The sequence below is a fragment of the Embleya sp. NPDC025285 genome, from assembly GCF_055558835.1.
In genome coordinates this window covers 18,012-28,643 of the sequence record NZ_JBVHLU010000120.1, presented here as the reverse complement: position 1 = coordinate 28,643, position 10,632 = coordinate 18,012, and the positions used below count along the sequence as shown (strand labels likewise).

The 10,632-nt window shown below is 70.2% G+C and carries 12 protein-coding genes and 1 pseudogene; 8 read left to right on the top strand and 5 right to left on the bottom strand.

Going from position 1 to position 10,632, the window contains the following annotated elements; translation table 11 throughout:
* A partial coding sequence (locus tag ACZ4FV_RS44825; RefSeq protein WP_465326656.1) for a helix-turn-helix domain-containing protein occupies positions 1-308 on the bottom strand: 308 nt, incomplete at its 3' end.
* Positions 309-552: 244 nt separating this feature from the next.
* Here ACZ4FV_RS44825 and ACZ4FV_RS44820 point away from each other — a divergent pair.
* Positions 553-672 (top strand): annotated as a pseudogene (locus tag ACZ4FV_RS44820) (dihydrofolate reductase family protein); the annotation flags it as partial.
* A gap of 380 nt (positions 673-1,052) precedes the next feature.
* A complete protein-coding gene (locus tag ACZ4FV_RS44815; RefSeq protein ID WP_465326654.1) occupies positions 1,053-1,643 on the top strand; it encodes a hypothetical protein in 591 nt (196 codons plus the stop codon).
* Positions 1,644-2,257: 614 nt separating this feature from the next.
* Here ACZ4FV_RS44815 and ACZ4FV_RS44810 read toward each other — a convergent pair.
* A complete protein-coding gene (locus tag ACZ4FV_RS44810; RefSeq protein ID WP_465326652.1) occupies positions 2,258-2,815 on the bottom strand; it encodes a dihydrofolate reductase family protein in 558 nt (185 codons plus the stop codon).
* Positions 2,816-3,013: 198 nt separating this feature from the next.
* Positions 3,014-3,559: a dihydrofolate reductase family protein gene (locus ACZ4FV_RS44805; protein ID WP_465326649.1), complete on the bottom strand. Its 546-nt coding sequence runs from the start codon at positions 3,557-3,559 to the stop codon at positions 3,014-3,016.
* Positions 3,560-3,713: 154 nt separating this feature from the next.
* Between ACZ4FV_RS44805 and ACZ4FV_RS44800 the strand changes: the two genes are divergently transcribed.
* Entirely contained in the window at positions 3,714-4,619 is a 906-nt protein-coding gene (locus ACZ4FV_RS44800) for a LysR family transcriptional regulator (RefSeq protein ID WP_465326647.1), read from the top strand.
* Between the two features lie 461 nt (positions 4,620-5,080).
* Here ACZ4FV_RS44800 and ACZ4FV_RS44795 read toward each other — a convergent pair whose 3' ends face one another.
* Positions 5,081-5,689, bottom strand: coding sequence for a DUF6461 domain-containing protein (locus ACZ4FV_RS44795; protein ID WP_465326645.1), 609 nt, complete (start codon positions 5,687-5,689; stop codon positions 5,081-5,083).
* Here ACZ4FV_RS44795 and ACZ4FV_RS44790 point away from each other — a divergent pair.
* The gene (locus tag ACZ4FV_RS44790; RefSeq protein WP_465326643.1) at positions 5,675-5,878 is read left to right on the top strand and encodes a hypothetical protein; all 204 of its coding nucleotides are present in this window, start codon (positions 5,675-5,677) and stop codon (positions 5,876-5,878) included. The two genes, ACZ4FV_RS44795 and ACZ4FV_RS44790, sit on opposite strands and share 15 nt — an antisense overlap.
* A gap of 595 nt (positions 5,879-6,473) precedes the next feature.
* On the opposite strand, the gene ACZ4FV_RS44785 is transcribed toward ACZ4FV_RS44790, so the two are convergent.
* Complete coding sequence (locus ACZ4FV_RS44785; RefSeq protein ID WP_465326641.1) at positions 6,474-6,617, bottom strand: hypothetical protein; 144 nt, start codon at positions 6,615-6,617, stop codon at positions 6,474-6,476.
* Between the two features lie 465 nt (positions 6,618-7,082).
* Here ACZ4FV_RS44785 and ACZ4FV_RS44780 point away from each other — a divergent pair, with 465 nt between their 5' ends.
* The 4 genes from ACZ4FV_RS44780 to ACZ4FV_RS44765 all read left to right on the top strand — a co-directional run bounded on the left by ACZ4FV_RS44780 (position 7,083) and on the right by ACZ4FV_RS44765 (position 10,489).
* Entirely contained in the window at positions 7,083-7,283 is a 201-nt protein-coding gene (locus tag ACZ4FV_RS44780; protein ID WP_465326639.1) for a hypothetical protein, read from the top strand.
* 89 nt (positions 7,284-7,372) lie between these two features.
* On the top strand, positions 7,373-8,281 hold the full coding sequence (locus ACZ4FV_RS44775) for a transcriptional regulator (protein ID WP_465326637.1): 909 nt from the start codon (positions 7,373-7,375) through the stop codon (positions 8,279-8,281).
* 33 nt (positions 8,282-8,314) lie between these two features.
* Positions 8,315-9,388 (top strand): hypothetical protein, encoded by a 1,074-nt coding sequence (locus ACZ4FV_RS44770; RefSeq protein ID WP_465326635.1) that lies wholly within the window; start codon positions 8,315-8,317, stop codon positions 9,386-9,388.
* Positions 9,389-9,508: 120 nt separating this feature from the next.
* Entirely contained in the window at positions 9,509-10,489 is a 981-nt protein-coding gene (locus ACZ4FV_RS44765) for a hypothetical protein (protein ID WP_465326634.1), read from the top strand.
* Positions 10,490-10,632: the final 143 nt, after the last annotated feature.

Here is a 10,632-nt window from a genome sequence, read left to right as displayed (position 1 = left end):
CCCCCCCCCCCCCCCCCCCCCCCCCCCCCCCCCCCCCCCCCCCCCCCGCCCTCCCCCCCCCCCCCCCCCCCCCCCCCCCCCCCCCCCCCCCCCACGGCGGTCGCCTTGCCGCGCCGGGCGCGCCGGGCGGTGGCTTCCTGCGCCTGGTCCGCGTGGTAGCGGTCGGTACCCCCATTACGTTCGACCTCGCGGCTCACGGTCGAGACGGGGCGGCCCAGGTCCGTGGCGATCCGCGAGTAGCTCTGCCCGGCGCCCAGTCCCGCGGCGATGCGCAGCCGTTCGTCATGCGTCAGCCTGCCTCCGGGCATCGCCGCGTGCTCCTGCCGTGTCGTGTGCGCCCGTACCGGAGCGGTCCGGGCCGACGGCAAGTATGCATTCACCGTCAGGCCATTGCAAAAATCGCCGATGGCTTTGCGTTCATCACCATTCTCATTGCAAATGGCGCGCCGAACTTCCCAGTAGAAACCGTGATTCGTAGATTTTCTTATTGCCGAAATACTGAAAGCAAGGTAACTTTCACGAATCCATGAAGATCGATTTCGGAGTCCTTCCATGCGCGTTGTGGTCAGCGAGTTCATCAGCCCGGACGGCATCGTCCAGGCTCTCCGGCACCCCGGGGAGGACTCCGCCGGCGGCTTCACGCACGGCGGTTGGACGCGGCCGTACTTCGACCTCCGGCGGCATCCACATGGCCACCTCCGAGGTCCTGCCGCAGAGCTCGGCGGCAGCCCTGTCAGGAGGGCGTCCAGGGCCCGTCTGCTCCGGCGCGCCGCTGCACACGGGCCTGGCGGGCGAACCGTGAAGGTGCGCGCACCTCCGGGCGCAGTGGCCGGATCGCCGTCGCCAGACCCATTCTGCGGAGGAGCGGAGGAGCGGAGGAGCGAACAACCGCACGACGGCGTCCTGCGCACGCTCGAGCCGGTCTCGGCCGTCGGCAGCGACAACGGTGTGCACGTGAGCACCTACCGGCCGGTACAGGTAGCCCCGGCGTGATCCGAGGATGCCATGCGTGTCCGGGAGGCTGTCCCCCGATCCGAGAGAAGGTTCGACCGATGACGCCCGACGGCAGTGGATTCGACACCTACGAACTGCGCCACCGATGGAACCGGCAGGCGACCCGTTTGCTGCTCGCCTTCGCCGCCGCCGGCGCCTTCATCGGCGCCGGCCTGCTCTTCGGCGATGTGGCGCAGCCGATGTGGGGCATGGGCGCCTGCATGGTCGTCGGGGTCGTGGTCCTGCTGGTCCTCATGCTCGGGCCCGTCCTCACCCGGGCGTTGCTCCTGCGAGTCGATCCGACGGGCCTGACCGCCCCCGCGGGGCCGGACGGAACGGCATGGGGCCGCAGGCGCGTCCACATCCCGTTCGACCACGTGGCCGTCGTCGTCGTGTGGGAACTGCGACGCACCGTGAAGGACCACGAGCCGACTACGGTGATCAGCCTGGTCCCCGCCCCCGGCGCTCCTGATCTACCGCGCGTCCACAGGTTGCCGAGGTGGCCGGTGCCGGACTCGGTGGCCTCGGCCACGTCACACATCGCCGTCAACCGGGCCGCCCTCGACCGCGGCCGCCTGACGAGGGTCCTCGGGAGCGTGGCGCCGCAGGTCGACCTCCGCGACGAGACCATCGACGGCGCGCCCATCTGACCGCCGCCCCTGCCGATCCCGCCGTCGCGCCGGGTGCCGGGCGTTTCCGCGTTCAGCGCTGATGGCTGCCGAGAGGCGAGTGGACGGAGGCAGCGGTTGCAGGTACCACGTGAAGATCGGTCCGCCGATCGCCGTGTCCACGGCGGTGGCCGTTCGGTCGCGTAGCCGCCGCCGGGACATTCCGCAATCTGCCGCAGCACCTCCCCGTCAAGGTACTCCCGCAGCACGCCCATGACGTTCTCGTCCTGCAGCGCCTCGCAGGGTCGTGCGGCGGTATCCGTGGTCAAGGAACGGGCTGCGGGCGGCTTCGGCAATGAGTGCCCTGGTCGGCGGGTTGCCGTGCGGACGGCCCCGAGATTTGTTCCTCGTCTTTACATCCCACGCAGCCCCGTCGGCCCGTCGGCCCAGTCCTCGGTGTCGAGCCCCACACAGTTCGTCCGGGGCCGGAAATCAGGAGCGAAACCATGCGCATCACCGTCTCGGGCGCCACCGGACCGACCGGCCGCCGGCTCACGAACCAGGCCCTCGCCGCCGGCCGTCAGGTCACCTCGGTTTCCCGCCGCGCCCTGGTAGGCCCTTCATCGGGGCGCTTCCTCACAGAGCCGGTGTCGCGGCTACGACGATGCGGCCCCGGTCGCGGGCGTGTACACGAGGACCATGACACCGGTGTCGAGGGCTTCGGTGCGGATGTGCTCGAGTCGATGCCGGAACCCGTCGGCGGCGAGGGTTCCGCCGCCGGCGATCACCGGGTGAACCCAGAAGTGCACCTCGTCCAGCAGGCCGTGCGCGAGCATGGTCTTGGCGACCGGCCCGAATCCGTACATGAGGATGTCGCCGCCCGGCCGTGCCTTGAGTTCGGCGATCGCGGCGACGGCCTTGTCCTGGGAGATGACGGTGGTGTCGCCCCAGTCGCCGCCGGTCAAGGTGGAGGAGACGACGTACTTGTCGATGCTGTTCATGCGATCCGCGAACGCGTCGGCGCCGGCCCGCGCCGACCAGGCGGGCGCGAAGTTCGCGTAGGTTTCACGGCCCATGAGCAGCGTGTCGGCGGCGAAGAGCAGCGTGTGCGCGTACCGCTCCAGGTCGTCGCTCCAGTAGTCGAAGGACCACTGGTCGAGCCTTTCGATGTCGCCGTCGAGGGAGACGTACGTGGAGTTGACGATCTTGCGCATGGTTGCGGCGCTCCTTCTTGGGGGCGGTTGTCGGCGGGAGTTACGTGAGACGGGAAGCGCGAGCCGGCAGGGTGCTGCGGCGGTCGTCAGCGGCGCGGTGCCCTCCGCCGGGATTCGCGCGAAGGGTCCGGCAGCGGGGAGTTCGTGGCGAGTTCGCCGCTGCCGGAGTCGGGCGTCGTGCGTATCGCGGCCGGTGTGTCAGGCCGCCGGTGCCGGGCGGTAGTCGAGGACGATGGCGCCCGAGCTGAAGGACTGGGTGCCGGCGAGAGTCCAGGTCTTCGGGGCGACGCCGTCCGCGAACAGGCGCTTGCCGGTGCCGACGGTCACCGGGTGGAGGAACAGCTTGAGCTCGTCGACCAGGTCGTGCTCGATCAGGGTGTCGACGAGTGTGATGCTGCCGTAGACCAGGAGATCGTCGCCCGGCTCGGCCTTGAGCTTGACCACCTGCTCGACGAGGTCGCCGTCGAGGATCGCCGCGTTCCAGGTCGTCGTCTGCAGCGTGGTGGTGGCGACGTACTTGGGGATGTGGTTCATCCGCGCGGTGAACTCGTCCGACTCGTCGCGCGGGGCCCAGGCCTTCGCGAAGCTCTCGTACGTCGCGCGCCCCAGCAGCAGGGCGCGGCTCGCGCGCAGTTGGCCGTTCTGGTACTTGGCGTGCTCGTCGTTCCAGAACGGGCCGGTCCAGGCGGGATCCTCGGCGACGCCGTCCATCGTGATGTACATGACCACAACGATCTTGCTCATGCAAAGTCTCCGTCTCGCGATGTGGGTGGGCCGCTACGAGGTCCCGGGTGTCCGTCGGAAGCGGCTCCTCAAGCGTGCAGGACCCGCACGCAGCACAACAAGGCACGACCACGCCACGCTGGGTTGAGCGCGGCTAAACGATCAAGGGGTGGGCATGCTGGAACGGCTGGAGCTCGAGGCGTTTCTCACGCTGGCTGAGGAGCTGCACTTCGGGCGCACCGCCGAGCGCCTGCACGTCACGACCGGGCGGATCAGCCAGACCATCCGCAAGCTGGAACGCCGCGTCGGTGGGCCGCTGTTCGAACGCAACAGTCGCAAGGTAACGCTGACCGCGCTCGGCGAGCAACTGCGCGACGACCTGCGCCCCGCGTACGACCAGATCACCGCCGGACTGGCGCAGGCGATCACCACCAGTCGCGGCGTGCGTATCAAGGACGTGGTGCGCGTCGGGTTCTCCGGGGCGTGGTGCGGCAACCTGCTCGTCAAGGCCGCCGACCTGTTCCGCGTGCGTCATCCGGACAGCGCGGTGGAGATCCAGGAGATCCAACTCCTCGACCCGCTCGGCCGCATGCGGGCAGGAGAGGTGCATCTGCAACTCACCGAATTCCCCATTGTCGAGCCGGACATCGTGCAGGGCCCCCTGATGTTCGCCGAACCCCGCGGGCTGTTGGTGCCTGCCACCCACCCGTTCGCCGCCAGGGAGTCCGTCTCGGTGGAAGAACTCGCCGACACGACCCTGGTCACCATCGCCGCGGACAACATCCCCCTGTACTGGATGGACCACTACTTCCCACGCACGACCCCGGCCGGCCGGCCGATCCCGCAAGGGCCGGCAACCCGGTTCTGGCCCGAGGTCCTGGTCCACGTCAGCATGGGCGTCGGCGTCAGCACGGTGGCACTCCGCGCGAAGGACTACCACTCCCGCCCGGGACTGGAGTTCATCCCGCTGCACGACGCCCCGCCGATCGACTACGGCTTCCTGTGGCCACGCACCGGACTCACCCCCGGCGCCTCGACCTACCTCGACATCGTCCTGGAACTGGCCGCCCCCGTCCGCTGACCATTGCTCGGCCGCACCCCGCACCGAAGGCAAACCCGAACGCGCCCACGCCCGCACTGCGCCTCACCGTCAGGCCCCCCGATGCACAGATGGGCCTGCCGGACGTTCGGCCCCGAACTCGACCGACCCGCAATCGACGCCGAGCTCACCCCCAACGCCCCGGACGGCAACCTGCGGGCGCACGAGCGGTGTTCACCCGATCGAGTCCGGTGGCCACGTCACGCCCGTTTTTGGCCGGCCCCGGGTGGGGCAGGCGGGGTCGCGCCACCCCACTGCGGGCGTGGGCGTGGCGCGCCGGCGCCGGATCATCGCGCACCGCCGTCCACAGGGAAGTCGGCCGTGGGAGGCGGGACATCCGCCGTGCCCCACCATTGGTTCCCGGTGGCGGTCGGCGGATCGGCGCCGACGCGCAGCAGAGCCACGCCCGCGTATGCTCCGTTTTCTCCGCCGTCCGGGTTGCTTCATCCGTTCGTCGCCGGTTCGGGGACCGTGGCGGTGGGTGCCGGGCCGCTCAACATCTCGGCGGTCACGGAAACGCCGGTCACCTCCTCGGCGAGGGCGAGAAGCATCGCGGCCGCATGGGCGACGTACTCGGGCTCGTCGTCCGAGTCCTCGAACTCGGGGCCGGAGTCGAGGCCGATCCGGCGCATGGCGGCCGCCAAGCCGTCGGGTCGGCTCCCGAAGCGCGTGCCGGCGTCCAGCGCGTCGAAGTCGGTGCGAACGTCCCCGTCGACGATGTGGGTGAAGCGGTGGTGCGCGAGGACATTGGTGTACACGGTGACCAGTTCGGTCCCCGCCGACAGCGCGGTCACCGCGTTCTCCCCCGGGCCGTCGTGACAGTCGTCCTCGAGCGCCAGGGTCCAGCCGCCGAGGTCGTGCACGCAGACCAACAGCCACGATTGCGGGTGCAACGAACGCTCCTCGAGCGTCATCGACCTCACGATGCGTGGATCGGCGCCGAAGCGACGCAGGACCTCGTCCGGCTCCAGACTCCGAACCAAGGTAATGCGGCAATAGACGGGTAGTCCGGGTTCGTTGATCCACGCGTACGACTGGTGACCGACACTCATGCGTCATCCTCCCGGCGACTCCTCGGCCCGGGCACCGGTGAACCGGGCGGCGAGTGGGTCGAGGAACTGCGCACGTGGGGCGTGAGGGTGTTGTACGGGCCCGACGTGTACGAACTCCACGAACCGGGCACCGGCGGCGACCACCTCCACGCCTACCCCTGGCACCCGGTCCTCGACGAACTCACCTGACCCGACCGCCGGGCCGAGCCCGAGTCTCGTCCCGGTCCGCCGACGCAGGGTTCACTGCGCCGGTGGGCAGGGCATGGCCGGTGATCACGACGTCGAGTGCGGCGGTGACGATGTCGCGGCGCGGCGCCTGGCCGCCAGGTCGGTGACGGTCGCCGGTGGCGTCGACGAGGACGCGTCCGCGGTCCTGCCGGTCCCGGGTAGGCGGAAGCATCCCGCTGCGGGATCGCCGCTCCCAGGGTTCGACCTCAGGAGTTCGCGCAGTCGCGTGTCGCTCGCGCCGCACTCGCCGGCGATCCACAGTCGCCGCGAACCCGCACCGAGTGTGCGGACCGGTGCGTTGGTGTATCCGGTCGCCCACACCGGTGTTCGCGTGTCGGTGTGCGAAATGGCGCCCGTCGGGCGGATGTCCGGTTCCGTGTTCGGAGGCAACCAGGCCCCCGCGATCATCCTCACGAACCCTCCTCGTCGGAAAGCGCGCCCCGACCACAGGACGCCGGGACCGTGATGGTCCCGGCGTCCCGGTGGCGAGGTGTGTCGTTCATGCCCGCGTCGTCGGAGGCGGGGCGAGCCCCTCCCCCGGGCGCGGGCGGATCACTCAGCGGTGGCTGGGCGCGACGCCGGGCCGCTTCTCCTCGTACTGGGTGCCGTCGACGCGGTTGAAGTTGTTCTTGCCGAGGGTGACGGCCTTGGCGTCCCCCGCGTCGGCGATCACCGGCGAACGGTAGGTCTGCGTGTTCATCGAACACTCCTTTCCGTGCTCCGGCCGAAGGGGCCGGGGTGGTTGGGCTTCCGGCGTCTGCCGGTGACGTCAGTCCACCCGACCGGCTCGGGCGTGTGGAGGTCGAAGACGCCGGCGGCTTGCGGACGTTCGTGGGGACGGTTCGCGGACAAAGCGCGGACATTGCGGCCGGGAAGGGGAATCGCGGGTACGCAACGAGGGAGGAACGGCCTACGGTGGCGTCAAACCCGTCAAGCCCGTCATGTCGAAGCCGCTCGGGGGTTCCCATGCGCAAGACCACCGAACGCACACCGAACGCCCGGTTACGCGAGCGTGCCCACGCACGGGGCTGGTCCCCGGCGGCCAGCGAACTCTGTACGCATCTGGACGCGCAGGCCCGACACCTGAGCCTGAACGTCGTCTTCGACGAGCGAACGGTGCGACGCCGGTTGCCGGGAGACAGCAGACGGCAGACAGCCTCAACGCGTGCACCGCGTCGCACTCGAGGAGATCTTCGGACTCCCCTGCGCCCACCTGGGCTTCGCCGCCCCCGCCGACCCGCCGGGCCCGGCACCCGCCGGCACGCGGTGGGAGGCGGACACCGTCGTGACTGACGTCCTCGAGACAAGCCGGAGCGACCTGATGGCGGACCACCACCTCGAACCGCCCGTCAAGGGCCCCTGCTGACCGGCCGCGAGCTGCTGGAATCCGTGCGACCGTGGCTGGACCCCACCCCCGGGGAGCGGCCCGCCCCGCCGCGCCCGGGACGCGCGGGCATGTCGGACATCGCGAGCATCAGGGCGACGACGGAGGCGTTCCGCACCTGGGACAACGCACACGGCGGAGGCCTGTCCCGGCACGCGGTGGTCGCCCAACTGATGTCCACCGCCGCACTGTTGCAGATCGACCACCGCGACACACGGGTGGAACGCGCACTGTTCTCCGCCGTCGCCGACCTCGCCTCGGTCGCGGGCTGGATGATCCACGACGTCGGCCGGCACGCGGAATCACAGCAGTACTTCATGCTCGGACTGCGTGCCGCCTCCCACACCCGGGACGCCGCCATCGGCGCGCACCTGCTCAACTGCATGGCCCGCCAGGCGTCCCACCTGGACCGCGTGGACGACGCCCCCGAACTCGTCCAACTCGCCCAATACGGAACCCGCCGCCTGCCCGGCGGGCGCCTGCGCGCCGTGCTGTCGGCACTCCAGGCACGCTGCCTGGCCATCACCGGCGACCTGCGCGGATTCGACCGCGCCGCAGGGAGCGTCGTCGACTCCCTCGCCGCCGCCGGTTGCGACGACGACCCGCCGTTCGTCCAATGGTTCGACGAGGCCGAATACGGCGTCACCATCGGCGTGTGTCACCTCATCGCCGCCCGGCACGACCGATCCCACGCCCCACGCGCCGTCGAACTGATCACCACCGCCTCGGCCACACGCCCCGGGACACGCGTACGCTCCCGCGCCTTCGACCAGGTCGCCCTCGCCCGCGCGAACGTCGCGGCAGCCGACCTCGAAGGAGCCGACCAGGCCACCGAACGAGCCCTGGTCCTCATGGGCGACGTCGACTCCGCACGCGTACGCGACCGCCTCGCCGAACTCGACACCGAACTCACCCGCACCCCCAGCCCCGCCGCACGACACACACGCGAGCGCATCGCCGAGGCACTGACCCCACACTAGCTAAGGCACTTCGGCCTGAACACCAAACGCACCGTGGAGATCCTCGACGACCTCGGACTCCTCGACGACGATCGCGTCCCGGTCTTCGATTCCTGGCTCGCCCGCAAGCTCGACGGCCTGCCCGGCGGCATCCGCCGCAACGTCGAGCACTGGCTGCGGACCCTCCGCGACGGCGGACCGCGCAGCCAGCCCCGCCGACACGAGACCGCGGTGAGCTACCTCAACGAAATCCGCCCTGTCCTCCTCGACTGGGCAACTCGCTTCGACCACCTGCGCGAGGTCACCCGCGACGACATCCTCGCCGTCCGCGACGAACTGACCGGCTCGAAACGGCACCACACCCTGAGCGTCCTGCGCTCCCTGTTCCGGCACTGCCGCAAGAACGGCGCCATCTTCCGCAACCCCACCGCGCGGATCCGCGTCGGCCGCCACGACTACCGCGCCATCCTGCCCCTCGATCCCTGCCAGATCGACGAGGCGGTGCACGCGGCCACCACCCCGGCCGCACGGCTCGCCGTCGCCCTGGCCGCCGTCCCCGCGGCCCGCCCGAAAGCCATCCGCGAACTCCGGCTCGACGACGTCGACCTCGGCGACCGGGTTCTCACCCTGTCCGGACGCGCCCGGCCGCTCGACGACTTCACTCGCCAGATGATCCTGGACTGGCTCGACCACCGACGCCGGCGCTGGCCCAACACCGCCAACCCGCACTTGATCGTCAGCCAGCACACCGCCATGGAGCACGGCCCGATCAGCGGCGTCTGGATCACCAACGCCCTTCGAGGCCAGACCGCGACCCTGGAACGCCTCCGCGTCGACCGGCAACTCGAAGAAGCCCTCACACACGGACCCGACCCGCTCCACCTCGCCGAGGTTTTCGGCCTGGACGAGAAAACCGCGATCCGCTATGCGGCCGCAGCCCGCCAGATCCGCGAGCAGCCCCTCGAATCCGAACCCGCGTGTCACCACGAACCCACGGGCCCAACCCCGACAATGGCACCGATCAACCCTTGGGTTCCCGCTGAAGAACCTTCAGTCTCACTGAACTCACGGGGATCTCGGGGTGCCGTTAACGACGGGCACACCAGCCGACAAGTAACTCACCAGTAGCTTCGAGTGCTCTACAGCGTGCGTTCAACGGTTGCCGGTAGTGGGTGGCCGACCCTTGGATCTCATCGTCGGTGCCACCTGGTTCGATGTGTGCTCCCGATACGCAACTGGAGCCCGTCCATGCCCCGCAGCACGCCGCCGCGCCCGCTCGACATCACGGCTGTCTTCCCGGAACTGACGCCGCTCGCTCGCACGACGACGCGCTTGCATCCTCGGCCGGGTACCCCGACGGTGCAGGAGAGTTCGGTGGCGGGGCCGCTGCTGTGGCCGGCGGACGAGCCGTGGCCGGTGTGCCCCGATGACCACACCTCCTCGTACCAGCGCACCCTGCAGTCCCTGGACGATGTGCGCCGTTATCGACGGATCCTCAGCGACGCTTGGGCCCGGCCCCAGTTCACCGTCGACGAGCAGGCCGAGATCGACCGCATCCGCGCCGGCCATCCGTCCGACCGGGTCGACCCGGCTGTTCCGCTCCTGCCCATCGTCCAGTTGTTCGCGCGCGACACCCCGGGGTTGAACGGCCCCGATGGGTGCGACCTGCTCCAAGTGCTGTGGTGCCCGTTCGAACACGGCGACGAGGCGTTGCCGGGCGTCCAGTTGCACTGGCGGCGCGCCGGCGACGTGATCGCCGTGCTGACCGACCCGCCAGCGCCGTTCCTCGTTGAGCACGACGACTACGTCCCAGAGCCGTGCGTCGTCCACCCCGAGCAGGTCCGCGAGTACCCGGCGCCGCACGAACTTCCCCGCGACCTCCGCAGCCGGGTCGGTGTGTGGGAGGACGCCGCGGGCATCGTCTACCAGTACGAGCTCGGTGTCGCGACGGGCTGGAAGCTCGGCGGCTGGGGGCCGTGGAGTTTCCGCGACCCCTCGCCGGAGATCTGCGGCGTGTGCGACGCCGTCATGCAGCCCTTCCTCTACGTCGCCAGCGACGAATGGGACGGCAACGACAGCTGGCGCCCGCTGGAAGACGCCGACGAGACCCAGGTCGATAACCGGTACCCGCACATGCCGACGATGGTCGAAATCGGCCGCAGCTACGGGATGCAGATCTACACCTGCCCCACCTCGCACGACCACCCGCTCAGCACGGTGACGCAGTAGCCGGCCGGGCGCCGGCCGCCCTACCCCGGTTCTGCGTCGGCGAGGGCCCGGTACAGCGAGTCGACCGAGGGGTGCCGTCCGGCGTTCTTGCCGGTCTTGATGGTGAGCTTCTTGGCGATCTCGGGGACGGAGACGCCCTTGTC

Excerpts from the sequence above, each read along its gene's own strand:
- ACZ4FV_RS44800 (WP_465326647.1), top strand. The coding sequence starts at position 3,714 with ATGCTGGAACGGCTGGAGCTCGAGGCGTTTCTCACGCTGGCTGAGGAG.
- ACZ4FV_RS44795 (WP_465326645.1), bottom strand. The coding sequence starts at position 5,689 with ATGAGTGTCGGTCACCAGTCGTACGCGTGGATCAACGAACCCGGACTA.
- ACZ4FV_RS44810 (WP_465326652.1), bottom strand. The coding sequence starts at position 2,815 with ATGCGCAAGATCGTCAACTCCACGTACGTCTCCCTCGACGGCGACATC.
- ACZ4FV_RS44805 (WP_465326649.1), bottom strand. The coding sequence starts at position 3,559 with ATGAGCAAGATCGTTGTGGTCATGTACATCACGATGGACGGCGTCGCC.
- ACZ4FV_RS44815 (WP_465326654.1), top strand. The coding sequence starts at position 1,053 with ATGACGCCCGACGGCAGTGGATTCGACACCTACGAACTGCGCCACCGA.
- ACZ4FV_RS44785 (WP_465326641.1), bottom strand. The coding sequence starts at position 6,617 with ATGAACACGCAGACCTACCGTTCGCCGGTGATCGCCGACGCGGGGGAC.
- ACZ4FV_RS44775 (WP_465326637.1), top strand. The coding sequence starts at position 7,373 with ATGTCGGACATCGCGAGCATCAGGGCGACGACGGAGGCGTTCCGCACC.
- ACZ4FV_RS44765 (WP_465326634.1), top strand. The coding sequence starts at position 9,509 with ATGCCCCGCAGCACGCCGCCGCGCCCGCTCGACATCACGGCTGTCTTC.